The organism is Delftia sp. NA_296.1 (genome assembly GCF_052692095.1).
This window is the reverse complement of sequence record NZ_JBQZGF010000015.1, coordinates 13,173-38,178: the sequence shown is the minus strand read 5'-3', so window position 1 is coordinate 38,178 and position 25,006 is coordinate 13,173. Positions and strand designations below refer to the sequence as shown.

Genomic DNA, 25,006 nt, shown 5'->3' with positions numbered 1-25,006 from the left:
CCTGGTCAGCCTGACCAACAATGGCAGCACAACCTGACCAGAAAGGTCGACCATGCCGTCCCATTTCTCCGCCCGCACCGACGCTGCCTTGCCCGAGGGCGAACGCGACCCGCTGAACCGCGCCCTGCGGGACCTGAGCCATCAGGTCGGCTCGGCCATGCCGCGCAACACCACGCCGATGCCGATCTCGGTCTTCAAGGCGCAGTACGGCGCGGTGCTCAAACAGGCCGATCACGACGGGGTGGCCCTCATCTCCCAGGGCCGCAAGCGCTACGTGATCGTCAGCGAGGAGCACATGGTGGCCCTGTCCGCCAACGAGCGCGCCCCCCGCACGGTGGCCGACATCTGCAGATCGCTGCCACTGCCGCGCCAGGCCGTGGATCTGTCCGCTGCGCAGATGTCCGGGGCGCGCGGCGATATCGACGTACCCGCCCGGCGCGCGCCATGAGCCGCTACCTGCTGGGCCCCCGCTGCCTGCTGTGGATGGCGAACCAGGAGCCTGCAACCCTGCAGTGGTTCTCCACCATCCGGCCGCTGGACTGCATCGTCAGCGACCTGTCCATGGCCATCGCCAAGGCGGCCGTGGCCGAGGCATTCCATGACCTGCGCGACCGCAACGAGTGGTTCTCCCTGCTCGATGCGCTGTATGCCAACCTGCGCGCCGAAGGCGCCTCCATGCTGACCAGCGTGGACAACAAGGTGCTGGAGCGCTTCATCGAATGGCGCAACTTCGCGCCGCTGGACAGCCAGGGCCCGCGGGGCACGGCGCCCCTGGCGCAGGACCTGCGGCTGCTCATCGCCACGGCCGACCTGCTCAAGGTCTGCTACACCGAGCCCGCCAACCTCTACCTGACGCAGGCCGCCGCCCGGGGCGTTGCCGTGCACGCGCTGTGATGGACTTCGACGTACCGCCCCTGTCCAGCGCGGTGCGCCAGGGCCTGCGCCGGCGCCGGGTCGTCCTGAGCCTGTCGGGCGGCGGCTATCGCGGCCTGTTCAGCGCCCATGTGCTGGAGCGCATCCACCGCGAATTCGGCAACGGCGACCTGCTGGAGAAAGTGGACCTGTTCGCCGGCACCTCCATCGGCGCAATCATCGCCACCGCCCTGGCCAGCGGCTACCAGCCCGCGCGCATCAAGCAACTGCTGCTGGACCACGGCCCCGCCATCTTTCCCTCCAAATGGCTGCCCGGCCTGCGCCAGGCCATGGGCAAGGCGCTCTATGACAGCGCCCCGCTGCGCGCAGCGATCAAGGAGGCCATGCCGCAAGCGGAGCAGTCCGCCCTGGGGCAACTGCAGGTGCCGCTGCTGCTGCCCGCCGTGAACTGGAATTCATCGCAGCTGCACCTGCTGGCCAGCGGCGCCCTGCCCGACAGGGACCGGCTGGGCCTGACGCTGATGGACGCCATGCTGGCCTCATCGGCCGCCCCCACCTACTTTCCCGCGCACGCCTCGGCAGGCCATGTCTTCGTGGACGGCGGACTCGCCGCCAACGCGCCCGACCTGCTGGCCCTGCAGGCCGCACGCCAGCTCTGGGGGCCGGCGGCCGACATCGTGATGATCAGCATAGGCACCGCCAACCCCCAGCAGGGCCAGGACCCCGTGGCCATGCCCCGGCGCGGGCTGACCCTGGTCAAGCCCCTGCTGGACCTGGTCATGGCCGCCCAGGAGGTCCAGGCCGTCAAGGCGGCCCGCCAGGAACTGGGCACCAGCAGCTACCTGCGCCTGAACTTCACGCAGCCCGCAGCCCAGCAAAAGCGCCTGGGCCTGGACATCGCCAACGCCGACAGCACCCGGCTGCTGCAGGCCCTGGGCGACGAATGCATCGCCGCCCTCACGGATCAGGAAAAGACGCTGCTGAAGAACGTCCTGGGCTGAAACGCCCAAGGCTTCTCGCCCACCCGGCCGAGCGCAGCGAAGGCCCGGGCCAACTCCCCGTATGTCAGCGCCTGCGCCGTGGTGGTTGCGGGGTTGCAGTCCTGCCGAAGGACAGGACTGCTTCGTCATCTGACTCGCCGTGATTGTTTGAACGTAGCGCGCAGCGCGAAGTGAGTTTCACGGCGAACCCCGCAACCGCCACGGCGCAGGTTGCCCCGCAGCGAAGCGAAGGGGTCGCGGACATCCGGGCGCTTTTCTTTGCTCACTTTCTTGTAGCGAGACAAGAAAGTGAGTCGGCCGCCGGGCCGAAACCCGGCCTCGAAAAGAAACGCCCCGACCGGGGCTTGCAAAGAGAGCCAGCGGTGCAACGCACAGACAAGGTGGACGGGATGTTAAGAACACGTGCAAAGCCGTGCGGACGCCCTTGCGGGTAGCCCCATCCCGTCCATAACCGCAGGAACGTGGGCATACACCCACGACAAGAAAGCGGACCGAGCAGGATGATAGCCACCCTCCATCGGCCCGCGAAAACCCTGTTGCCACCCCCACCCGATCCCCACAACATGTCGCCCGGACGTAACAAACCGCAACCGGGCCACGGGCCCCGCCTAGGAGACACCATGACCGCCTTGCCCCGCTGGATGAAGACAGCCGCCCTGGCCATGGCGCTGGCGATGCCGCTGGCCGCCACTGCCCAGGAGCCGCCGCGCACCGTCGCGGGCGTGGCCTATCCCGCCCAGGCCGGGGTGGGCGGCCAGACGCTGCAGCTCAATGGCGCGGGCATTCGCTACAAGGCCATCTTCAAGGTCTACACGGCGGGCCTGTACCTGGAAAAACCGGCCGCCAGCCTGCAGGAGATCGCGGCCCTGCCCGGCCCCAAGCGCGTGAGCGTGACCATGCTGCGCGAGATCGATTCGGCCGAGCTGGGCAAGCTGTTCGCGCGCGGCATCGAGGACAACATGGAGCGCGCCCGCTTCTCGCGCCTGGTGCCCGGCGTGCTGCGCATGAGCGACATCTTCACGCAGCACAAGAAGCTGCTGCCGGGCGAGAACTTCTCGGTGGACTGGGTGCCGGGCCAGGGTGCCCAGGTCTTCGTCAAGGGCCAGGCCCAGGGCGCGCCCTTCCAGGAGCCCGAGTTCTTCCAGGCGCTGCTGGGCATCTGGCTGGGTCCGCACCCGGCCGACGACCAGCTCAAGAAGGCATTGCTGGGCGGTTGAACGGCTGCGCGGGCTCCTGCACGGGCCCGGCAAAGCGCGCCTGGATCTCCAGCCCCGTGGCACCGGGCAGGGCCGTGAGCGTCCAGCCATGGGCGCGCGCAATCTCCAGGCAGATGGGCAGGCCCAGGCCTGCGCCCAGGTCGCGCCGCTCGCTGCTGCGCCAAAAGCGCTCGAAGATGCGCGGCAGGTCCTCGGGCGGCACGCCACGGCCCTGGTCCAGCACCGAAAAGCCCATGCCGCAGGCCTTCACGGTGACGGTGGCGCCCTGCGGGCTGTGCTGCACGGCGTTCTCGATCAGGTTCTTGAGCAGCACGAACAGCGCGCCCCGGTCGGCACGCCAGGCAGGCGAGCCGTCCTTGACCTCGCAGTGGATGTGCACGCCGCATTTTTCGGAGGCGCGGGCCATGAAGTCGCAGACCTCGCCAATGATGTCGGCCGGCGCAATGTCTTCCATGCGGTAGCGCTGGTGTTCGCAGACCTCGGCCAGGTGCAGCAGCTGCTGGACCTGGCGCGCCATGTGGTCCACGTCCTTGAGCAGCTCGGGGCTGCGCCGGTCCTCGGGCTCCAGCTCGATCTGCACGCGCATCAGGGCCAGCGGCGTCTTGAGCTCATGCGCGGCCATGGACAGGAATTCCTGCTGGTTCCTGAAGCCGGCCTGCAGCCGGTCAAGCACGTGGTTGAAGGCCTCGACCAGAGGCGCGAACTCGCGCGGCAGGTCCTTGGGCTGCAGGCGCGTGCCCAGCGTCTGCGGGGTGATGCGCTGGGCATCCTGCGCGGCCACGCCCAGCGGCCTGAGCATGCGCTGCAGCGTGCGGTGCGTGGAGAACAGGAACACGACCAGGAAGACCACGCCGATGGCCACCATGCCCCGCCACAGCGCGGGCAGACCCACCGATTCGCGCAGCCAGTCCACCATGCGGTCGCTGACGGCTATCTGCACGTGCCACGTCGTGCCGTCGTGGACCAGCGTGGCCGTGCCCGCGCGCATGACCACGCCGCCGCGCTCGTAGGCAAAGGCCTTGAGCTCGGGGTCGAAGCCCTGGCCGGTCTGCGTCAGCGGCTGCATTTCGCCGTTGGGGGCGAAGACCACGCGGCCGCGGGCGTCGGTGATGCGCAGCTGCATTTCCTCGCCCAGGCTGGTCAGCATCCAGGCCTTGAGTTCACGCTCGCTGAACCCCTGGGGCACGCCCTTGGCATCGAAGCTCACCCACTCGGCCAGCTTTTCGGCCGCATGCCCCATGCCGCGCTGCAGCGCGTAGCTGTCGAAGGGCTTGGCGACGAGGATCACCAGCGCGCCGACCAGCAGCGCGCTGAACACCATGCTCAACCCATAGACGGCCAGCAGCCGCGAGCGCAGGCTACCGGGCCAGCAAAGGTTCGCGAAGCGCATAGCCCTGACCCCGGATGTTGACGATTTCCATGCACGAGCCGGCCGCGGCCAGCTTGCGGCGCAGCCGGTGCAGGGCCACATCGAGGGCGTTGGGCGTGACCACGCTGCTCATGCCCCAGGCCGCCGCCTCCAGCGTGGAGCGGCGCACCGTGGCACCGGCCTTGCGCACCAGGCTGAGCATGATCTGCAGCTCCGCCGGCGGCAGCGCGATGGCCGAGCCCGCGCAGTGCATGCAGGCCTGCTGCGGGCTTATGCTGATGTCGCCCAGCTGCGGCGCCAGCTCCTGCACCAGGGCCGGGCGGCGCAGCAGGGCGCGCACGCGGGCGATCAGCTCTTCCATGGGAAAGGGCTTGGTCAGGTAGTCGTCGGCACCGGCTTCCAGGCCGCCCACGCGGTCGCTGAGCGCGTCGCGGGCGGTGAGCATCAGGCAGGGCGTGGAGCGGCCTGCGGCGCGCAGGCGCTGCACCAGTTGCAGGCCGTCGCCATCGGGCAGGCCGCGGTCGATGACGATCACGCCGTAGTCGATGTCCTGCAGGGCCAGCCAGGCCGTGGAGATCTGGTGGAAGACGTCGGTCTCTATGCCGGAGTTGGCCAGCGAGCGGCTGACCAGCGTGGCCAGCCTGGCATGGTCCTCAATTAATGCGATGCGATTCATGGTTTCCGTCGTTGCCGCACAGGGACAGCAGATGCTCCCTGATCCCGGTGATGCGCTGCGGCGCCATGGGCTCGACCAGCACATGGATGACCCACAGGTCCTCGACCATGGCGCGGCATTGCAGGGCAATGTCCTCGGACACCAGATCGTCGGCGCAGGCCGCGTCCACGAAATCAAACCATATGTTCTGGAATCTTGCGCGGGTCAGCAACTGTGCGGCCGTCTTCTGGCCGCGCTGGCGGGACAGGGCATGCTCGCAGACGCAGCGCACGTAGGCGCGCAGGTGGCGCGCAGGGCCTGGCGGCTCCTCGGCCAGCGCCTGCAGCAGGTCCTCGCGGAACTTGAGGATGAGCAGCTCGAAGATCGTCTCCAGCCGCACTGCACGGTGCTGGCTGCATTCTTGGAAGCGCGAACCCAGGGAATACGCCTGGCCCGCCGCCTGGATACCTATCACGTCCTGGTAGATGGAGGCTTGCATTGCGATGGCACGTTCTGTCGTTTCAGGCTCCGTCGGTCCGCCGCGAGAGCGGCAAACCTTCGGGGAAAACGGCCATGCTCCCCGATTGCGTCTTACTGGCGACTTACCGGCCCCTGAATCTGCCCCATTACACCGGAAATATGCAGGCGGCCGGTTTGATCAATATTGGCTCAAATATCTTCCTGCCAGCCAGCAACATACCTGACCAGCGCCCACTGTGCCAGCCACAGTGCCATATAGCCAAAGGTCTCCACCAGCTCCTCCAGCACAATCACCTGATAATCAAACCATTGCTGCAGGACAATGAAGCCATGACCTTCCGCATTGGTGGATATCACCATGGCCGCGACAAATATCGCCAGACTGAATATCGGCAGCGCGTTCTCGCGCACCAGGCGCTTGATGACCTTGTTCCAGACACCGTGGCGCACAAACCAATAGCAGCACAGCAGCAGCATGGCACCCACCACCCATTTGACGGCGGGCCGGTACCACAGCACCTGGGAGCTGATCACCGGCCCCCACTTGCCAGCCTCCAGGCTGGGCAGGAAAGCCGCGCCCCAGGCCAGTTCACGCCCCAGAAAGGCCAGCCAGAACAGGGAGGCGATCCACCACAGTGGCGCTGCAAAGGAGCCCTTTTGCCGACGCGCCGCAACCAGGGCCGCCACCATGCCCAGCAGCAGGGTCACGGCCTGGATATTCTCCAGGAATCCATTTTCCCAGCTCAGGCTTTGCGGCAATACAAAACTCAAGGGAAAGCTCAATACCAGTCCCGCCAACAAAGCCCAATTCCAAAGCCGCAGCAAGGAATCATCATGGTATTTGGACGCGGATATTCTTGTTTTTGAAAGGGAAGCAGTCATTTTGATACAGGGCGTCTGGCGCTTTATCTGTTGATATGGTTTTTGCAAGCACGCAATATCCCGGAATACTTACCAGGAAGCCGGAAAAATGGCGGGCGCACGGGCCTTCCCGCCGTTTTTCATTACAGCAGACTTGCCACCAGATTGCAGCACTGTGTCAAATTTGCCCTGCCGGGCGCGCAGTTGGCACCGCAGCCCGGCCAGGGCGGGCCGGGCTCGGCCCGTTGCCAGAACGGGCTGGGCTCAGGCGACGCGGACCGCGCGCGGGGGCAGCGCCGCCAGGGGCGCGGGCTGCACCAGGTCGCGGTAATAGTTGGGCAGCGCGAACAGTGCGGGGTGCACTTCGGCGTTGTAGTAGCGCAGGTCGGGCAGGCGGCGCTCGGCCAGGCGCTGGCGCAGCTGGGCGGGGGGCAGCGCCGCCGCATCCAGCGTGTCGGAGGCCACGGCCAGGCCCCAGTAGGCGCCGTACAGGGGGATGTAGAGGCCGTAGCAGCGCACGATGGCAAAGCGCTCGCGCAGGCTGGCCACCAGCCGCGCCACCTGCCCGCCATGGAAGACGGGGCTGCCCAGGTGCAGCACCAGGGCGCCGCCCGGCGCCAGCACGCGCTTCATGCGCGCCAGGGCCTGGTCGGAGTACAGCGCGCTGGCAGGCGTGTCGGGGTCGGTGAGGTCCATGAGGGCGAGGTCGAAGCGTTCTTCGGTGCGCTCCACCATGGCCATGCCGTCGCCTATGCGCAGCTGCAGGCGCGGGTCATCGAACACGCCGCGGTGCACCTGCTGCAGGTGCGTGCGTGCGGCCTGGACCACGGCCTCGTCCAGCTCGGCCACCACCACCTGCTCCATGGACGGGTGCTTGAGCAGCTCCTCGGCCGCGCCGCCATCACCGCCGCCCAGGATCAGCGCCTTGCGCGGCGCCGGGTGGGCCAGGGCCGCGGGGTGGACCAGGGCCTCGTGGTAGAAGAATTCCTCGCGTTCGGAGGTCATGAAGCGGCCATCCAGTCGCAGCACCTTGCCGAACTGCGGCGTGTGCAGCAGCTCCAGCTCCTGATGGGGCGTCTGCACGGTTTCGCGCCGCGTGGCGCGCCAGCCAAAGCGCGCATGGGGCGTGAGCGCCTCCAGCGCCCAATCGCCCTCATCGGCCGCCGCCTCGTCCTTGGCGCCGGGGCCGATGTCGCCGCGCATGAGCTGCTGGCGCACGACGCGGCCCGGCGCGTAGGCGGCGATCACGCCCTCCATCAGCGCGCGGGCCTTGCCCGAGTTGTCGGCGGAGAAGTTGCAGACGTAGACATCGACGGTGACGCAGCCGGTCTCGGGCCAGGTGTGGATGGCCAGGTGCGATTCAGCCAGCAGCACGGTGCCGGTGACGCCGCCGGGCTGGCCCTGGTAGTCCGGGAACTTGACCCAGCGGTCCTCCACCAGGGTCAGGCCGGCCTGCGCGGTCTGTGCGCGGCACAGGGTGGCAATGGCGTCGGCGTCGAGCATGTGGCGCGCGTCGCCCTGGCATTGGTAGAGATCGGCGGTCAGGTGCAGTCCGTGCATGTCGCGTGCTTCCTCCTTGTCTGTGGCCGGATCGCGGCCAGGATGGCAAAGCAGACGACTCTAGCAAAAACATAAATCGCACCGTCAAAGTGCGTTAACCATCGCCAAATCCCATTCTTTTTCCAAAAAACCTGGAACTGTGCGAATCAGGCCAGCTCGGTCAGCGCATCGACAAAGCCGTCGGCATCGACCTGGCGCACGGGCTGGCCGTGGTTGTAGCCGTAGCTGACCAGCACCACGGGGCAGCCCGCGGCGCGCGCGGCCTGGGCGTCGTTGCTGGAGTCGCCCAGCATCAGCGTGCGCGCGGGGGAGGTGCCCAGGGCCTCGCAGGTCTTGAGCAGGGGCAGAGGGTCGGGCTTCTTGCGCTCGAAGGAATCGCCGCCGAAGACCTGCTCGAACAGCGGCGCCAGGCCTTTTTGTGCCAGCAGCGGCTGTGCGAAGGACAGCGGCTTGTTGGTCAGGCAGGCCAGCCGCAGGCCGCGCGCGCGCAGGGCCTGCAGGCCTTCGAGCACGCCCGGATAGACCTCGGCGAACTGGCCGTTGAGCTGCAGGTAGTGGTGCTCGTAGCGCTGCCAGGCCTGGCCGTAGATGGCATCCACATCGGCCGCGCCCACATGGGCCAGCACCGAGCGGATCAGGTGCTCCGAGCCCTTGCCCACCATGTTCTCGATGGCCTGCGGGGCGATGGCCGGCAGTTGCAGGTCCGCCAGCATGCGGTTGAGGGCTTCGGCGAAGTCGCCCAGGGTGTTGACCATGGTGCCGTCGAGATCAACGATGGCGGCGTCCAGCTGCTGTGGGTTCAACGGAATGAAGTTTGAAATCATGAAATGGGGGTGTCGAAAGCCGGGGGCTGCCTGCGCAGGAACAGCGTTGAAAATATCAGAACTTGCGCGGGCCCTGGGACTAGGGCCTTGCGTCCCCTGGCAGCTCCTGCATGGCCGTGGCCCCGTATCCCGGTGTACCGCGATGCGGTCTGACGAATGCCAGGGCCGCACGCCAGGGCGGCACGCAAGGGGGAGGTTGATCAGAACGACACCCAGTCGTCCTGCTCCTGCGCTTGCTTGTGCACGGGCTGCACAGGCTGCACGGCGCGGGCCGCCTGGCGTGCGGGGAGTGCCGCTGTCGCGGGTGCCGGCTTGCGCGCCCGCACCGTCGGTTGCGGGAGCGGCGGGGTCGGGGAAAGCTGCGCCGCATGGCCTCCCAGCTGGAAGATCGACACGGCCTGCACCAGCTGCTGTGCCTGCGTTCTGAGGCTGGCCGCTGCCGCCGCACTTTCCTCCACCAGCGCCGCATTTTGCTGCGTTACCTGGTCCATCTGGCTGACGGCCTTGCCGACCTGCGCTACCCCCGCGCTTTGCTCATCACTGGCGCTGCTGATCTCACCCATGAGATCTGTCACGCGCTGGATGGAATGCAGCACTTCCGCCATGGTGGCTCCGGCTTGGTCAGCCAGCTCGGTACCCTGTTTGACGCGTGTGGCGCTGGTGGCGATGAGCTGCTTGATTTCCCGGGCTGCCTGCGCGCTGCGCTGCGCCAGGTTGCGCACCTCACCGGCCACCACGGCAAAGCCTTTTCCTTGCTCGCCCGCGCGGGCCGCCTCGACCGCGGCGTTGAGCGCCAGGATGTTGGTCTGGAACGCGATGCCGTCGATCACGCCCACGATTTCGCCGATCTGGCGCGAGCTTTCGCTGATGTCCTGCATCGCATTGACGACCTCCTGCACGGAGCCGCCGCCCTTGGTGGCCACCTGGCTTGCTCCCAAGGCGAGTTGATTGACCTGCCTGGCGTTGTCCGCGTTTTGCTTGACGGTGGTCGACAGCTGCTCCATCGACGCTGCAGTCTCCTGCAAGGCACTGGCCTGCTGTTCGGTGCGCTGGCTCAAGTCGGCATTGCCATTGGCGATTTCCGTGCTGCCGCCGGCGACCCCGTCGGCATTGTTGCGAACTTCATGGACGACAGAGACCAGACTCTTGAGCATGGCATTGAGCGATGCCTGGACGCTGCCTTCAGGGGCTTGGTGGCGAAGCAATTCAGGGCTGAGATTGCCCTGGGCAATCTGTTGCGCGACATCGCCCAGTTGTGCCGGCTCCGCACCCAGGGCGCGCGTCAGGCCGCGTGCTATCAGTTGCCCCATCAGCACAGCCAGGACAAAGGCCATGACGCTGGCGGCGATCAGTATGTTTCTGCGGTGCGCGTAGGCCTGCGCGGCCTCCTCGATCATCTGCTGTGAACGCAGCCGGGTCAGTTCACTGTACTGGCGGGTGGCCTCGATCAGCTGCGCCAACAAGGGCCGGCACTCTTCGTTCATCTTGCGGATCGCTGCCTCCTTCTGGTTTTGCAGAGCCAGGGACACGATGTCGGTAGCGACCGGTCCATACCGTTGCTCCACGCCCGCAATTTTGGCAACCAGATCACGTGCATCGGCCGCAACATCCTTCGAAGCCATTTTGGCCTGGAGTTCGGCCAGCGAGGTGTTGACGTCGGTGTGCGCGGAGGTCACGGCATCCTTCTCCGCCGCCAGGTCTGCAGGCGAGGTCACCAGCACCAGGTTGCGCGCCGCGATCGCCCGGCGGTCCACGGCTGTGCGAACCCTCTCTGCCAGGTGTGCACGGGCGTTGACGCCTTCGACGAAGCGGACAAGATTCTGATTTGCCTCGCTCAACGCCTGAAGGGCCAGCAGGGACACCACCATGGTGACAAGCGCCAGGCAAGTGAAGGCCGCGGAAAGTTTGGTCTTGACAGTCCAGAAGCGAGGATTCATGACGCGTCTCCAGTGGGATGGGCAAATTGCGGTGTACGGGCGGGGAAAAGGGGCGTGCCGGAGCACATGGCTCAGCTCGAAGCGCAGTCCGGCAGGGCTGCCGTGGCCGTCGCCAGGAGCTTGTCGGCATCGATCAGCAGCAGCGAGCGCTCATTGAGCACGCCCAGGGCGAGAAGGCAGTCATTGACGAGGCCCCCGCCCATGGCGGGCACGGCGCGCAGGTCCTGCGGCATGAGCGTCACCACGTCGGTGACCCCCTCCACCACCATGCCCGTCACTCCGCCGGGCAGGCGCAGCATGATGGTCACGGTGCAGGCGTCGTACGGCTTGGGCGCAAGGCCCAGCCTGAGCCGCAGATCGATGACGGGAATGACCTCTCCGCGCAGTTCCAGCACGCCGTTGAAGTAGGCGGGGCCGTTGGCAATGCGCATGGGCGACTCGTAGGACCGGATCTCCTGCACTTGCAGCAGGTCAATGCCGAACTCCTCATCGTCCACGCGGAAGGAGAGCCATTGCTTGGTGGTGTCGGTCTTCAGTGCATGCGGCATCTTTATCACTCCAATCAAATTTATTTGATGAATTTGATAAAAATTTAACAGAGAGCAAAAAGCAGCACAACTGGTTGTTACATTTTTGGTGGGGTTGATGCCTCGCCGCGCGGGCCAGGCGGAACGCGTCACCAAGCGCTGCTGCACTGTGGCGACGGCTCATCCAGAGAGGTAGAGGACCGCGTGATGGCTCGGGCGCAGCGCATCCCGGAGCAATGGCCCAGTGAAACTGAATTGATAAATTCAATCACTCAAGATGGTGGCAAGCTTGGTAAATTATCAAATAAATCATATTGATCAAAATTACCAACCGCATCCCGGGAGCCCCCCACCATGTTCTTCCGCCTTCTGTCCATCCGCACACGGCTCATCGTTGCCTTCACCCTGCTCCTGCTGCTGCTGAGCACGGTGGCGGCCATCGGCTCCCTGCAGATCGCCCGGGTCCAGTTCAATGCCAACGATCTGGGCACCAACTGGCTGCCTTCCACCAATGTGCTGGCCTCGATCCGGGCCACGGCCAACGCGGCACGCCGCGCGGGGCTGCGCCACGTGATCGAGGAGGACGCGCAAAGGAAGCGCGCCCAGGAGGACCTGCTGCTGCAGGCCCAAAAAACCCTGGAGTCGGAGCTGGCCGTCTATGAAAAGCTGGTGTCCTCATCAGAGGAGCGGCAGCTGTATGACAGGATGCTGGTGCTGTGGAACGCGGCCCGCGCCGCTGACCGCAAGATGGTGGAGCTGTCCAGTGGGGGTCCCGAGCAGGCAGCCCAGGCGCGCGCCCTGGCCAAGGGAGCGACCGCTCAGGCATTCGCCCAGCTCATGGACGTCATCGGCCAGGACATCGCGCTGAACCAGGAAGGCGGGCGCAAGGCCACCGAGCAGGCCGAGAAGGACTACCACCTGGCGCTGTACCTGCTCGGCGGCCTGGCCGCCCTGGCAGTGGTCTTGGGCGCCGTGCTGGCCTGGGCGATCACGCGCTCGATCACCGAGCCCCTGCGCATGGCGGTCTCGGTGGTGGACACCGTGGCGCACGGCGACCTCACGGCCACCATCGTGGTACAGGGCAGGGACGAGCCAGCCCAGTTGCTCTCCGCCATGAGCAGCATGAACGACAAGCTGCGTGAAATCATGGGCCGTGTACGCCAGAGCAGCGACTCCATTGCCACGGGATCGAGCGAGATCGCCTCTGGCAGCCTGGACCTGAGCCAGCGCACCGAGCAGCAGGCCAGCAACCTTGAGGAAACGGCTGCCTCGATGGAGGAACTCACGGCCACGGTGCGCACGAATGCAGACACGGCCCAGCAGGCCAACAAGGTGGCCTCGGCTGCCTCGGCCTCCGCTGTCGAAGGGGGCAAGTCCGTGGCCCTGGTGGTGCATACCATGCAGGACATCTCGGAGGCCTCATGCAAGATTGCCGAGATCACGAACGTCATCGACTCCATTGCCTTCCAGACCAATATCCTGGCGCTCAACGCAGCCGTGGAGGCCGCGCGGGCCGGCGAGCAGGGCCGGGGCTTCGCCGTGGTCGCCAGCGAGGTGCGCGCGCTGGCCCAGCGCTCGGGCACGGCGGCCAAAGAGATCAAGGAGCTGATCGGCGCCAACCTGCAAAAGGTCGAGCAGGGCACCGAGGTGGCCACACGGGCCGGCGAGCAGATGGGCCGCATCGTGGAGCAGGTACGCAGCGTGGACACCATGATCAGCGAGATCTCCAGCGCATCGGCCGAGCAGGCGGTGGGCATCCGTCAGGTCGGCGAGGCGGTGAGCCAGCTCGACCAGATGACGCAGCAAAACGCGGCGCTTGTCGAGCAAAGCTCGGCCGCTGCAGGCAGCCTGGAACAGCAGGCCGCCGCCCTGGCGCAGATCGTCTCCACCTTCAAGATGCATCCCGAGCATGGCGCAAGCCAGCCTGGCGGGCTGCGCGCCGCGACCGCCCAGGCCATGGCCCCCAGGCAAGCGCAGCCCTCCAGGCCGCCACGCCTGTCGCCCGCCCGTGCGCAGCCGCAGATCAAGGATGAGGAATGGGCGGCCTTCTGACCTGGTTTCATACCGAAGCAGGCAAAAGGCGGCAAGATGGTGCATACATGTGAGCCGTTGTGGGGTCCGAGTTCATGATCAAGCGCATCAGCGTGCGCCAGTTGCGGCTGGGCATGTTTCTGGAAAGCCTCTGCGGCAGCTGGATGGAACACCCGTTCTGGCGCAGCCGCTTCAAGCTGCAAGACCCTGCCGACCTGGCGAGGATCCTGCAGTCCCCCATCCAGGAAGTGTGGATCGATACCGCCAAGGGCCTGGATGTTGCGCAAGGCGGGCCGTCTTTCACCCGCGAGCAGGTGGACACCGTGATCGACGCCCAACTGTCCGAGATCTCGCAGCTGGCCGAGTTGGAGTGCGAGCTGCGGCCCGTTGCCTTCGAGGAGGAGGTGAAGCGGGCCGCCCGCATCTGCCACCAGTCCAGGCAGGCTATCACCGCCATGTTCCGCGAGGTGCGCATGGGCAGGGAGATCAACCAGGACGAGGCCCGCTACGTGGTCGCCGAGGTGTCCGATTCGATCATCCGCAATCCGAGCGCCATGGTCAGCATCGCCAGGCTCAAGACCAGCGACGACTACACCTACATGCACTCGGTGGCGGTCTGCGCCCTGATGATCGTGCTGGCACGCCAACTCGACCTGCCACCGCAGCAGGTGCGCGAGGCGGGCTATGCGGGCCTGCTGCACGATATCGGAAAGATGGCTGTCGCCACCTCCATCCTGAACAAGCCGGGGCGCCTGACGGACCAGGAGTTCATCGAGATGCGTGAGCATCCGGCGCGAGGCCTGGAGTTGCTCAAGGCCGGTGGCGTCGATGACCCGGTCGTGCTGGACGTCTGCCTTCACCACCACGAGAAGGTGGATGGCACGGGCTATCCCCACAGGCTGCGCGGCGAGGACATCAGCCTGTTCGCGAAGATGGGCGCGGTCTGCGATGTCTACGACGCCATCACCTCGGACCGCCCCTACAAGCGCGGCTGGGATCCTGCGGAGGCGGTGCACAAGATGGCCGAATGGAGTGCCGGCCACTTCGACAAGACCGTTTTCCAGGCCTTCGTCAAAAGCATAGGCATCTATCCGGTGGGCTCCCTGGTGCGGCTAACCACGGGCAGGCTGGGGGTGGTCATCGACCCTGGCCGCCAGTCCCTGACCTGTCCGCAGGTCAAGGTGTTCTATTCCACGGCCAGCGGCATGCGGATGGCACCGGAGACCGTTGACCTGGCCCGGCCTGGGTGCACGGAGAAGATCGTCAGCCGGGAAGACCCTGCGAAATGGGGCTTCACCGATCTCGATGCACTGTGGAAAGGCCCAGCCTAGGGAAGATTGTCGTGAAGCTCAGGCGTCGGACGGCACATGGTGGCCATTCGTGCCTTTCGCTCCGTCCGTGTCATGCGTGCCATGCGTGTCATGCGCCAGCCAGTTGTCACCGGCCTGCCAGCGCGCGGCCCAGGCGGGCAGCTGGTCGGCGGGCATGGGCCGGGCGATGCCGTAGCCCTGGGCCACGTGGCAGCCCATGTCGCGCAGGCGGCGCGCATGCTTGGGCGTTTCCACGCCTTCGGCCACCGATTCGAGCTGGAAGGTGCTGGCCAGCTGGATGACGCCTTCGACGATGCCCAGGTCGTCCGGGTCGGCGAGCATGTCGCGCACAAAGCTCTGGTCGATCTTGAGCGACTGCACGGGCAGCTTGCGCAGGTAGGTGAGCGAGGAGTAGCCGGTGCCGAAGTCGTCCAGCGCAAAGCGTATGCCCAGCTGCCGGCACTGGCCCATCACCTGGATGGCCTGCTCCATGTCGGCAATGGCGGCGCTTTCCAGGATTTCCAGCTCGATCAGGTGCGGCGGCAGGTCCGGGTGGCGGGCCAGCACCTGGGCCATCTTGGCGTGGAAACCGCCGTCCAGCAGCTGGTTGGCGCTGACGTTGATGCTCACGCACAGGTCCAGGCCCTGGCCGAACCAGCGCGCCGCCTGGGCCACGGCCTCGCCGATGACCCAGTCGCCCAGCGGCCGCTCCAGGTCGCTGCCCGCGATGAAGGGCAGGAACTCGCCCGGCGCGCGCAGGCCCTGGCGCGGGTCGTGCCAGCGCAGCAGGGCCTCGGCACCCACCAGCCTGCCGCCACCCAGCTCCACCTTGGGCTGGTAGTGCAGCAGGAATTCACCCTTCTCCAGCGCCTGGCGCAGCCAGCCCAGCTGCAGGCGGCGCGCATGGGCCTTGCGGTCGTTTTCCGGATCGAACAGCTGGTAGCGGTTGCGCCCGGCCTGCTTGGCCACGCACATGGCCTGGTCGGCATGGCGCAGCAGCAGGTCAGGGTCGGCCTGGTCGTCGGGGTAGAGGCTGACACCCACGCTGGCGGTCACGGACAGCACCCGGTCCTGCACGGGCACGGGACGGCTGGCCGCCTCCAGCACCCGGTCGAGGATGGTGGAGCAGTGCTCGGCCGAGCCGATGTGCGACAGCAGCAGCACGAACTCGTCGCCGCCGAGCCGGGCCAGCGTGTCCTCGGAGCGCAGCACGCTCTTGAGGTGGGCGGCCACGCCCACCAGCAGCGCATCGCCTGCGGCCGCGCCGTGCAGGTCGTTGATTTCCTTGAAGCCGTCCAGGTCCAGGAAGCACACGGCCAGGGAGCGACCCTCGCGCGCCGTGCGCAGCATGGCCTGGTTGAGCCGGTCGATCAGCAGGCGGCGGTTGGGCAGGCCGGTGAGCAGGTCATAGTGGGTGACGCGCTCGAGCTCGGCCTCGTGCGCCTTGATGTGGCTGATGTCGGTGAAGACGCCGATGTAGTGCTCGATCTCGCCACCGGCGCCCTGCGCGGCGGAGATGGACAGCATCTCGGCGAAGATCTCGCCCGTCTTGCGGCGGTTCCAGATCTCGCCGTGCCAGAAGCCGTCGCGCGCGATGCAGGCCCAGATCTGCCGGTAGAACTCCGGGCCGTGCAGGCCCGAGGACAGCACGCGCGGCGTCTTGCCGATCACGTCCTCGGGCGCATAGCCGGTGATGCGGGTGAAGGCCGGGTTGACGCGCGTGATGCGCCGCCCCGGATCGACCACCATGATGCCCTGGTGGCTGCTGTCGAACACCACGGCGGCCTGGGCCAGTTCGCGCTCGAAGCGCTTGCGCTCGGTGATGTCCCGGGAGATGCCGAACAGGCCCGCGATGTGGCCTGCGGTGTTGCGCACCGGGCCCTTGGTGACCAGGAGGTCCAGCGTCCTGCCCGGCTCCACCGTCAGCTGCTCCTCATGCGTGGCCACCTCCTGGCGCAGCACAGCCTGGTCCTTCCTGCGGATGGCGCTGGCGATGCCGAAGGGAAAGAGCGCGAAGTCGTCCTTGCCCACGATGTCCTCGGCCTGGCGGCCCACCAGGCTGGCGGCGGCCCGGTTGACCAGCAGGTAGCGCCCGCGCAGGTCCTTCACGAAGACGGCGTCCGAGGTGCCCGAGATCACCGAGTCGAGCAGTTGTCGCTGCATGTTGGCCTTGCGCAGCGAGCGCTGCAGCGTCTCGGCCAGCACGCTCACGGCCAGGCCGTTGACGGCCACCACCCCCCACTGCGCCCAGTCGCGCACGGCGACGCCGTCGGTCTGGTCCAGGCTGTAGGCGGCAAAGGCCGTGGCCAGCAGGCCCGGCCCCAGGCCGCCGATCAGCGCACTGACCAGCACGGGCAGCATGAACAGCAGCAGCAGCGAGCGTTCACCGAAATGGCTGGCCAGCGTGCTGCTGGCGGCCAGCACGGCCAGGCTCATGGCCAGGGCAAACAGATAGGAGGCCCAGACCGGAAAACGGCGCGGCCCCATTTCCTGGGTGATGGCGGCGCCGCCGCCGCTGTGCGCGGCCGGCACCGAGCACAGCGCGAAGAACAGCAGGAAGTCCGTGGCCAGCACAAAGAACAGCCCTTTGACGACGGAAAGCCAGCCGATATCCGCACTCCCTGCCAATGCGAACAACAGCTTGTCGGACAGAAGGATCCAGCCGAATGCGAACAATCCGTAGCTCACCGTGATCAGTCCGATAAATCGGCGTCTTGCTGATTTGGCCATTTCAGCGTGGCACTCCCTGTGTGTATGGCTGTCCCGAATTATTGCCAATCCCTGCTGGCAATCACGTCGTCATTCACCGAAAACAGGGGCAATAAAACCATTTGCCGCACACTGGCTCATTCATAGAGAAATTGCATCGCAGGTTTTTCGCAATGGATGCAGGAATATCCGTTCTGCCATTTTCCGGGGCTGGCGGCCAACTCAGTCCGGGCTCTGGCGGCAGGGCTGCTGCTCGGTGCGGGCAGCCTCGGCATGCAGCCAGGCCAGGAAGGCCGCCACGGCGGGCCGCCGGGCGTTGCGCGCGGGGTAGACGGCAAAGTGGGCCTTGACGCGCAGGGCCCGGTCCACGCCGAAGGGGGCCACCAGCCGGCCGTCGGCAATGTGGCCGCCCGCATTCATGGCGCTTTCCAGCGCCACGCCCAGGCCCTGCGTGGCCGCGTCCAGCGACATCTGGGCGCGGTCGAAACGCACGGCAAAGCGCTCTGGCGCGCGCAGCTGCGAGAACGACTGGAACCAGTCCGACCACTGGACGATGCTGACGTTGCTCTGGATCAGCGGCACATGCAGCAACTGCTGCACGCGCTGCAGCCCATGCTCGGCCACGAAGGCGGGGCTGGCCAGCGGCAGGATGTGCTCCTCGAACAGGGGCTCCACCTCCAGCTCCGGCCACTGCGCAATGCCGTAGCGGATGTCGATATCGGCCTGGCCCAGCGCGAAGTCGCTGTGCGAATGCGCAGCCGACAGGTTCAGCGCAATGTGCGGGCAGGCCCGCGCAAAGTCCCGCAGCCGGGGCATGAGCCAGAGGCTGGCGATGCTGGGCGCGCAGTGCACGTAGAGGCTGTTGCTCATGCTGTGGCGCAGGTCCTCGGTGGCCGAGACGATGGCCGCCAGCGCGCCGCCCACGCGCTCCAGGTAGGCCTGCCCCGGGCGGCTCAGGCGCACGCCATGCGCGCTGCGCTCGAACAGGCGCACGCCCAGCTGCGCCTCCAGCTTGGCCACCTGGTGGCTGACGGCCGAGGCCGTCAGGTGCAGCTCGGAGGCCGCCAGCGCGAAGCTGCGCCGGCGCGCCACGGCCTCGAAGGCCTGCAGGTGGGCACTGCTGGGAATGGACGCCATGGCAAGTTCCTCGAGGACGCGGGCAGCTCACGAGCGGTCACCGGGGAACACCGGAAGACCCCGGGAGACCCCGTACGTGAGCTGAAGAACCGTCATCTTAGGCTGATGAAACATCGTTTGTCTTCATGCTCGTGACAGCCCAAGATGGCTGCATCCACCACCACTACAGCGGAGACAGGCACATGCTGCTCAAGGACAGGGTCGCCATCATCACCGGCGGCGCAGGGATCAACGGACTCGGTTTTGCCACGGCGCGCCAGATGGCCGCCCAGGGGGCCCGCGTGGCCATCCTCGACCTGGAGCGGGCCGATCCGGCCGGCGCGGCCGCGCGCCTGGGCGACGGGCACCTGGGGCTGGTGGCCGACGTGACGGACAAGCCCTCGTGCGAGGCGGCGGCCGCCGCCGTGCTGCGCGCCTTCGGGCGCATCGACGCGCTGGTCAACAACGCGGGCATCACGCAGGCCGTGGGCACGCTGGAGATCGGCGGGGCCGACTACGACCGCGTGCTCGACGTGAGCCTGCGCGGCACGCTGTACATGTCCCAGGCCGTGCTGCCGGCCATGCGCAGGCAGCAAGCGGGCGCCATCGTCTGCATTTCTTCCGTCTCGGCCCAGCGCGGCGGCGGCATCTTCGGCGGTCCGCACTACTCGGCCGCCAAGGCCGGCGTGCTGGGCCTGGCCCGCGCCATGGCGCGCGAGTTCGGCGGCGATGGCATACGCATCAACTGCGTCACGCCTGGCCTGATCGAGACGGACATCACCCAGGGCAAGCTCGGCCCCGAACGCAAGCGCGAGATCTCCGCCACGATTCCGCTGGCACGCCTGGGCCGCGCCGACGATGTGGCCGGCGCCTGCGTGTTCCTGGCCAGCGACCTGGCTGGCTATTGCACGGGCATCACGCTCGATGTGAACGGCGGGATGCTCATCCACTGACTGCATCACCCGCACCCACCGGCCTGGCCATGGCGCGCATGGCCCCCCAAAAAGCAAAGGAGACAAGACCATGCAGAACAAGCATTTCCAACGCGCTGCCCTGGCCGCAAGGGCCTTGGCAGCCTGCGCCCTGCTGCTGCCGGCACTGGCCGGCGCCCAGGCCGTGAAGCTCACGCTGGGCCACGGCGCGGCCCCCGACAATCCGCGCCACCTGGCCTCGCTGAAATTCGCCGAACTCGTGAAGGCACGCAGCGCGGGCCGTATCGAGGTGCAGGTCGCGCCCTCGGCCCAGCTGGGCGACGACGCGGCCATGGTGACGGCCCTGCGCACGGGCGCGCTGGACCTGTCGGCCAATTCCCAGGGCGCGGTGGCAGCGGCCGTGCCCGAGTACGCGGCCTATGGCATGCCGTTTCTCTTCGCCACGCCGGCCCGTGCCTTTCAGGTGCTGGACGGGCCGCTGGGCCGGGAGCTGGCCGACAAATCGGCCGCCAAGGGCATGGTGGTGCTGGGCTACTGGGACAACGGCATACGCCACATGACCAACAGCAAGCGCCCCCTGCGCAGCGTGGACGATCTCAAGGGCCTGAAGATGCGCACGCCGCCCGACGCGGTGCTGGTGGACATCGTCCAGGCCCTGGGCGCCGAGGCCCAGCAGATCAAGTTCGCCGAGCTGTACGTGGCCCTGCAGCAGGGCGTGGTCGATGGTCAGGAGAACCCGCTGGCCAACTTCCACGCCAGCAAGCTGTACGAGGTGCAAAAGCACCTGACGCTGACGGGCCACATGTTCCAGATGACGCCGCTGATCATGGGCAAGCGCAGCTGGGACCGGCTGCCGGCCGCCGACCGCACGCTGCTGGCCGAGGCCGCGCAGGAGGCAACGGCCTACCAGCGCCAGCTGGCGCGCGAGGCCGACGACAAGCTGCTGGACGACATCCGCGCCAAGGGCTTGGAGGTCAGCACCATCGACGCGCGGGCCTTCGCCCAGGCCACGGCCAAGGTGCAGGACAAGTGGCTGGCCAGCCCTGCGGGCCCCTATATCGCCAAGGTCGTCAAGGCCGCAGGCGCGCAGTGAAGCGCAGGGAGCCATCCATGAACATCGTCGAACGCCTGGTCACGGGCCTGTGCCGCGCCGTGCTGTGGACCAGCACCCTGGTGATCTTCGTGATCCTGGTGTGCAACACCGCCCTGCGCTATGCCAGCGGCGCCAGCCTGCAATGGGCCAACGAGGTGCCCGAGCTGCTGTTTCCCTGGCTGGTGATGTCGGGCGTGGTGCTGGCCGCCGCCCATGGTGCCCACATCACCACCAGCTTTCTGGTCGAGGCCCTGCCGGCCCGCGTGCAGCGCGCCACGGCCGTGCTGGGCTGGCTGGCCGTGGCCGCCCTGTACGCCACGCTGGCCTGGTCCACGCTGAACATGCTGGAGATCGTGCATGACGAGCGCAGCCAGATCCTGGGCATTCCCGGCTCGCTGACCTATGGCTGCGTGATGGTGGGCATGGCGCTGCTGGCCTTGCTGGCCCTGCAGTCGGCCTGGCGCGCCTGCGTGGCGGGCGGGGGCCGGGCATCCGCAGGGGCTGCAGATGCGGCCGATGCCCCAAGTGCCGATGCCGAACCCGCGCGGCCCGTGGCCGCCGTGCACTGGTGAAGGGGGCAGGTCCATGTCCTTCATCATGCTTTTCGTCTTCATGGCGGGCGCCGTGATCGCCATGCCCATTGCGCACGCGCTGCTCATGGGCGCCATGGCGGCGGCGGCCACCTCGGACCGCGTGCCGCTGGACCTGCTGGTGCAGCAGATGGTGGCCCAGGTGCAGAGCTTTCCGCTGATCGCCATCCCGTTCTTCATGCTCACCGGCTCGCTGATGATGGGCGGGCGCCTGGGCGAGGCCCTGGTGGGCGTGCTGTCGGCGCTGATAGGGCGCTTTCACGGCGGGCCGGCCCAGGTGGGGGTGATGTCGTCCACGCTGTTCGGCGGGGTGTCGGGCTCGGCCGTGGCCGATGCCTCGGCCATCGGCTCGCTGATGATCCCGTGGCACAGGCGGCTGGGCTATCCGCCCGCGTTCTCGGCGGCCACGCTGGCGGCGGCGGCCACCATCGACATCCTGATCCCGCCGTCGATTCCCATGATCCTGTTCGCGCTCAGCGCCAATGCCTCGATTGCGGCGCTGTTCGTGGCGGGCATCGTGCCGGGGCTGCTGATGTGCGTGGGCTTCATGGGCGTGTGCTGGTGGGTGGGCCGCAGGCGCGGCTTTCCGCGCGACACCACGCCCTTTGCCTGGCCCGCCTTCCGGCGCCACCTGCTGTACGCCAGCCCGGCCCTGCTGCTGCCGGTGCTGATCATCGTGTTCCTGCGCTTCGGCATCGCCACGCCCACCGAGGTGGCCGTGCTGTCCACGCTGTATGCGGGCCTGGTGTCGGCCGCCATCTACCGCGACCTGGGCTGGCGCCGCCTCAACGATGCGGTGGTGCATGCGGGCCTGGCCACGGGCGTGGTGCTGCTGGTGATCATGGCCTCGTCGGCCATCGGCTGGCTGCTGACCTTCGACCGCATGCCCGACGGCATCGTGCAGTGGGTGCAGTCGCATGTGCATTCGGCCTGGCTGGTGATCGTGCTGATGAACCTGCTGATGCTCTTCATCGGCATGTTCATCGACCTGCCGGCCGCCGTGCTGCTGCTCACGCCGGTGTTCGTGCCGCTGGCCCAGAGCATCGGCATGGACATGACCCAGCTGGGAATCATGATGGTCGTGAACCTGGCCCTGGGGCTGTACACGCCGCCCGTGGGCACGACGCTGTTCATCACGAGTTCGCTGGCCCGGGTCAAGGTGGGCCAGACCGTGCGCGAGCTGATTCCCTTCTACCTGGTGGCGCTGGCGGTGCTGGCGCTGGTGTCCTATGTGCCGGCCAGCATCCTGCGCTGAGCCGCGCGCCCTTCCATCCCGAGGAGACGATGCATGAACCAAGAACCACTGCAACAGCGCCTGGACCGGCTCGCGGCCTGTGCCTGGCGCATACGCCGCCGCGCCCTGCAAATGGGCGAGGTGCAGGGCCAGGGCTACATAGGCCAGGCCCTGGGCTGGGCCGATGTGCTGGCCGTGGCCTATGGCGACGCGCTGCGGCTGCGGCCCGATGAGCCCGGGTGGGAGGGCCGCGACCGCTTCCTGCTCTCGCACGGCCACTACGCCATCGCCTTCTACGCGGCCCTGGCCGAGGCGGGCATCCTGTCCGACGAGGAACTCCAGACCTATGGCAGCGATGACAGCCGCCTGCCCATGTCGGGCATGGCCAGCTATACGCCGGGCATGGAGATTTCGGGCGGCTCGCTGGGCCAGGGCCTGCCGATCGCCGTGGGCATGGCGCTGGCGCTGCGCCACAAGGGCAGCGATGCCTTTGTCTACAACTCCATGTCCGACGGCGAGCTGGACGAGGGCTCGACCTGGGAGGCCGCGCTGTCCGCCGCCCACCACGGGCTGGGCCGGCTGATCTGCCTGGTGGACGTGAACAACCAGCAGGCCGACGGCCCCTCCACGCGCATGCTGGGCTTCGAGCCGCTGGCCGACAAATGGGCCGCCTTCGGCTGGCATGTGCAGCGCGTGGACGGCAACGATCTGACCCAGGTCGTCCAGGCCTTCGACGCGGCACGGGCGCTGGCCGAGGACCGGCCCCGCGTCATCCTCTGCGACACGCTGATGGGCAAGGGCGTGCCCTTCCTGGAGCAGCGCGAGAAGAACCATTTCATCCGCGTCGATCCGCCCGAGTGGCAGCAGGCCATCGCCATCCTGGACGCATCGCAACCCCTGGAGCCCGCCCTGCCATGAACATGCCTCTTGCCGCCCCCAAGCCCCGGCCGACCACCTCGGCCATGATCGCCTCCATCGCCGCCGAGGGCCAGCGCGTGCAGGCCGCGCCCTTCGGCAAGGCCCTGGTGGAGCTGGCCGCCAGCCGGCCCGATGTGGTGGGCATGACGGCCGACCTGGCCAAGTACACCGACCTGCACCTGTTTGCCCAGGCCCACCCCGAGCGCTTCTTCCAGATGGGCATGGCCGAGCAGTTGCTCATGGCCGCCGCCGGCGGCATGGCCAAGGAGGGGCTGACGCCCTTTGCCACCACCTATGCCGTCTTCGGCACGCGGCGGGCCTATGACTTCATCCACCAGGTGATTGCCGAGGAGAACCTGGACGTCAAGATCTGCTGCGCCCTGCCCGGCCTGACCACGGGCTACGGCCCCAGCCACCAGGCCACGGACGATCTGGCCATGATGCGGGCCGTGCCGGGGCTGACCATCGTCGATCCCTGCGATGCGCTGGACATCACCCAGGCCGTGCCCCAGATCGCGGCGCACCGCGGCCCCGTCTACATGCGACTGCTGCGCGGCAACGTGCCGCTGGTGCTGGACGAGTACGACTACCGTTTCGAGCTGGGCAAGGCGAAGATGCTGCGCGAGGGCCGCGAGGTGCTCATCATCTCCAGCGGCTTCATGACCATGCGCGCGCTGGAGGCCGCCCAGCTGCTGGCCACGGACAACGTGGGCGCGGCCGTGCTGCACTGCGCCACCATCAAGCCGCTGGATGTGCAGGCCATCGTGCAGGCCGTGGCCAGCGGGCCGCGCCTGGTGGTGGTGGCGGAGAACCATTCGGTGGTGGGCGGCCTGGGCGAGGCCGTGGCCGGCGCCCTGCTGGAGCGCGATGTGCGGCCCGCGCGCTTTCGGCTGGCGGGCCTGCCGGACGCCTTCCTCGACGCGGGTGCCCTTCCCACGCTGCATGAGCGCTACGGCATCAGCGCCCACGCGCTGGCGGGGCGCATCCGCCAATGGCTGGGCTGAACGCCCTGCGTTGTGGCGGCGGGCGCTCCAGGGCAGAGCAGGGCAGTGCAGATCAGGGCTGCTTGGCCGGATCCCCGTCGCGCAACGCCAGCAAATAGCCCATGCCGCGCACCGTGTGCAGCAGCTTGACCGCATAGGGATCATCGAGCTTGCTGCGCAGCCTGCACACCGCCACATCCACCACGTTGTTCAGGGCATCGACGGGCAGGCTCCAGACCTGCTGCACCAGTTCGGCGCGCGTGACCACATCGCCCTGGCGCTGCAGCAGCAGCCACAGCACGGCGAATTCCTGGCGAGTCAGGTCCAGCCGCCGGCCGGCACGCTCGACCCGCTTTTTCGACAGGTCCAGCACCAGGTCCGCCAATGTCAGGCGCAGGCCCTCCTGGCCGGCAGAGCCTCGCATCCGCAGCCGTGCACGGGCCAGGAACACCGGCAACCTGACGGGTTTGACCAGGTAGTCATCGGCGCCGTTCTGCAGGCAGAACACCTGGTCCTCCAGACTGTCGTTTGCGGTGACCACGATGGTGGGCGTGCCGCCCGCCTGGAGCAGGTCCTGCAGGACCGCACGCCCGCTCTGGCCAGGCAGGTCCAGATCCAGCACGAGCAGGCTGTAGGCGCGGCTCAGTGCCAGGTTGCGGCCCTGCAGACCGTCATGCACGACATCGACGTTGAATCCGTCCTGGCACAGGCCCTGGCACAGGTACTGCGCCGACGGCGGGTGGGCATCCACGATCAGGATCTTCATGTCATTTCCTTCGCACGCGG

The 25,006-nt window shown here is 67.5% G+C and carries 23 protein-coding genes; 12 read left to right on the top strand and 11 right to left on the bottom strand.

Annotation, left to right across the window (positions count from 1 at the left end; genetic code table 11):
• Positions 1 to 52: 52 nt before the first annotated feature.
• The 4 genes from ACUTR7_RS27230 (at position 53) to ACUTR7_RS27215 (ending at position 3,091) form a co-directional block, all read left to right on the top strand.
• Complete coding sequence (locus ACUTR7_RS27230) at positions 53 to 448, top strand: hypothetical protein (protein ID WP_013804688.1); 396 nt, start codon at positions 53 to 55, stop codon at positions 446 to 448.
• Complete coding sequence (locus ACUTR7_RS27225) at positions 445 to 894, top strand: hypothetical protein (RefSeq protein WP_096914598.1); 450 nt, start codon at positions 445 to 447, stop codon at positions 892 to 894. The genes ACUTR7_RS27230 and ACUTR7_RS27225 overlap by 4 nt, the downstream gene beginning before the upstream one ends.
• Positions 894 to 1,874, top strand: coding sequence for a CBASS cGAMP-activated phospholipase (locus ACUTR7_RS27220; RefSeq protein WP_445610252.1), 981 nt, complete (start codon positions 894 to 896; stop codon positions 1,872 to 1,874). Before ACUTR7_RS27225 ends, ACUTR7_RS27220 begins: the two co-directional genes overlap by 1 nt.
• A 620-nt stretch (positions 1,875 to 2,494) precedes the next feature.
• Positions 2,495 to 3,091 carry a chalcone isomerase family protein gene (locus ACUTR7_RS27215; RefSeq protein WP_013804690.1) on the top strand — a complete coding sequence of 199 codons (597 nt, stop codon included), beginning with the start codon at positions 2,495 to 2,497 and terminating at the stop codon, positions 3,089 to 3,091.
• Here the strand turns inward: ACUTR7_RS27215 and ACUTR7_RS27210 are convergent.
• From ACUTR7_RS27210 to ACUTR7_RS27175, 8 genes are all read right to left on the bottom strand, one after another.
• Entirely contained in the window at positions 3,066 to 4,481 is a 1,416-nt protein-coding gene (locus tag ACUTR7_RS27210; protein ID WP_445610251.1) for a sensor histidine kinase, read from the bottom strand. The genes ACUTR7_RS27215 and ACUTR7_RS27210 overlap by 26 nt on opposite strands.
• The gene (locus ACUTR7_RS27205; protein WP_013804692.1) at positions 4,450 to 5,136 is read right to left on the bottom strand and encodes a response regulator transcription factor; all 687 of its coding nucleotides are present in this window, start codon (positions 5,134 to 5,136) and stop codon (positions 4,450 to 4,452) included. Before ACUTR7_RS27205 ends, ACUTR7_RS27210 begins: the two co-directional genes overlap by 32 nt.
• A complete protein-coding gene (locus ACUTR7_RS27200; RefSeq protein ID WP_034389620.1) occupies positions 5,114 to 5,614 on the bottom strand; it encodes a hypothetical protein in 501 nt (166 codons plus the stop codon). Before ACUTR7_RS27200 ends, ACUTR7_RS27205 begins: the two co-directional genes overlap by 23 nt.
• Positions 5,615 to 5,784: 170 nt before the next feature.
• Positions 5,785 to 6,477, bottom strand: a complete 693-nt coding sequence (locus tag ACUTR7_RS27195) for a hypothetical protein (protein WP_043820122.1) — start codon at positions 6,475 to 6,477, stop codon at positions 5,785 to 5,787.
• 243 nt (positions 6,478 to 6,720) lie between these two features.
• Positions 6,721 to 8,016 carry a polyamine aminopropyltransferase gene (gene speE, locus ACUTR7_RS27190; protein WP_445610250.1) on the bottom strand — a complete coding sequence of 432 codons (1,296 nt, stop codon included), beginning with the start codon at positions 8,014 to 8,016 and terminating at the stop codon, positions 6,721 to 6,723.
• Between the two features lie 146 nt (positions 8,017 to 8,162).
• On the bottom strand, positions 8,163 to 8,840 hold the full coding sequence (locus tag ACUTR7_RS27185; RefSeq protein WP_043820118.1) for a phosphoglycolate phosphatase: 678 nt from the start codon (positions 8,838 to 8,840) through the stop codon (positions 8,163 to 8,165).
• A 200-nt stretch (positions 8,841 to 9,040) separates the two neighbouring features.
• Complete coding sequence (locus ACUTR7_RS27180) at positions 9,041 to 10,777, bottom strand: methyl-accepting chemotaxis protein (protein ID WP_071954043.1); 1,737 nt, start codon at positions 10,775 to 10,777, stop codon at positions 9,041 to 9,043.
• A gap of 71 nt (positions 10,778 to 10,848) precedes the next feature.
• The gene (locus tag ACUTR7_RS27175) at positions 10,849 to 11,325 is read right to left on the bottom strand and encodes a chemotaxis protein CheW (protein WP_065347166.1); all 477 of its coding nucleotides are present in this window, start codon (positions 11,323 to 11,325) and stop codon (positions 10,849 to 10,851) included.
• Between the two features lie 333 nt (positions 11,326 to 11,658).
• On the opposite strand from ACUTR7_RS27175, the gene ACUTR7_RS27170 reads away from it, so the two are divergent.
• Both ACUTR7_RS27170 and ACUTR7_RS27165 read left to right on the top strand, forming a co-directional pair.
• Positions 11,659 to 13,356, top strand: coding sequence for a methyl-accepting chemotaxis protein (locus ACUTR7_RS27170; RefSeq protein WP_445610249.1), 1,698 nt, complete (start codon positions 11,659 to 11,661; stop codon positions 13,354 to 13,356).
• Between the two features lie 74 nt (positions 13,357 to 13,430).
• Positions 13,431 to 14,666, top strand: coding sequence for an HD-GYP domain-containing protein (locus tag ACUTR7_RS27165; RefSeq protein WP_445610248.1), 1,236 nt, complete (start codon positions 13,431 to 13,433; stop codon positions 14,664 to 14,666).
• Between the two features lie 18 nt (positions 14,667 to 14,684).
• On the opposite strand, the gene ACUTR7_RS27160 is transcribed toward ACUTR7_RS27165, so the two are convergent.
• The gene (locus tag ACUTR7_RS27160; RefSeq protein WP_445610247.1) at positions 14,685 to 17,333 is read right to left on the bottom strand and encodes a putative bifunctional diguanylate cyclase/phosphodiesterase; all 2,649 of its coding nucleotides are present in this window, start codon (positions 17,331 to 17,333) and stop codon (positions 14,685 to 14,687) included.
• 243 nt (positions 17,334 to 17,576) lie between these two features.
• On the bottom strand, positions 17,577 to 18,491 hold the full coding sequence (locus ACUTR7_RS27155) for a LysR substrate-binding domain-containing protein (RefSeq protein ID WP_034389598.1): 915 nt from the start codon (positions 18,489 to 18,491) through the stop codon (positions 17,577 to 17,579).
• A 182-nt stretch (positions 18,492 to 18,673) separates the two neighbouring features.
• Between ACUTR7_RS27155 and ACUTR7_RS27150 the strand changes: the two genes are divergently transcribed.
• The 6 genes from ACUTR7_RS27150 to ACUTR7_RS27125 all read left to right on the top strand — a co-directional run bounded on the left by ACUTR7_RS27150 (position 18,674) and on the right by ACUTR7_RS27125 (position 24,241).
• Positions 18,674 to 19,423, top strand: coding sequence for an SDR family NAD(P)-dependent oxidoreductase (locus ACUTR7_RS27150; protein ID WP_013804706.1), 750 nt, complete (start codon positions 18,674 to 18,676; stop codon positions 19,421 to 19,423).
• A 70-nt stretch (positions 19,424 to 19,493) separates the two neighbouring features.
• Positions 19,494 to 20,495, top strand: a complete 1,002-nt coding sequence (locus ACUTR7_RS27145; protein ID WP_445610246.1) for a TRAP transporter substrate-binding protein — start codon at positions 19,494 to 19,496, stop codon at positions 20,493 to 20,495.
• A 17-nt stretch (positions 20,496 to 20,512) separates the two neighbouring features.
• Positions 20,513 to 21,067 carry a TRAP transporter small permease gene (locus ACUTR7_RS27140; protein ID WP_445610245.1) on the top strand — a complete coding sequence of 185 codons (555 nt, stop codon included), beginning with the start codon at positions 20,513 to 20,515 and terminating at the stop codon, positions 21,065 to 21,067.
• 13 nt (positions 21,068 to 21,080) lie between these two features.
• A complete protein-coding gene (locus tag ACUTR7_RS27135) occupies positions 21,081 to 22,340 on the top strand; it encodes a TRAP transporter large permease (protein ID WP_445610244.1) in 1,260 nt (419 codons plus the stop codon).
• Positions 22,341 to 22,373: 33 nt separating this feature from the next.
• A complete protein-coding gene (locus ACUTR7_RS27130; protein WP_445610243.1) occupies positions 22,374 to 23,237 on the top strand; it encodes a transketolase in 864 nt (287 codons plus the stop codon).
• Positions 23,234 to 24,241: a transketolase family protein gene (locus ACUTR7_RS27125; RefSeq protein WP_445610242.1), complete on the top strand. Its 1,008-nt coding sequence runs from the start codon at positions 23,234 to 23,236 to the stop codon at positions 24,239 to 24,241. The genes ACUTR7_RS27130 and ACUTR7_RS27125 overlap by 4 nt, the downstream gene beginning before the upstream one ends.
• Before the next feature lie 52 nt (positions 24,242 to 24,293).
• Here ACUTR7_RS27125 and ACUTR7_RS27120 read toward each other — a convergent pair whose 3' ends face one another.
• Complete coding sequence (locus tag ACUTR7_RS27120; RefSeq protein WP_088165713.1) at positions 24,294 to 24,986, bottom strand: winged helix-turn-helix domain-containing protein; 693 nt, start codon at positions 24,984 to 24,986, stop codon at positions 24,294 to 24,296.
• Between the last annotated feature and the right edge of the window lie 20 nt (positions 24,987 to 25,006).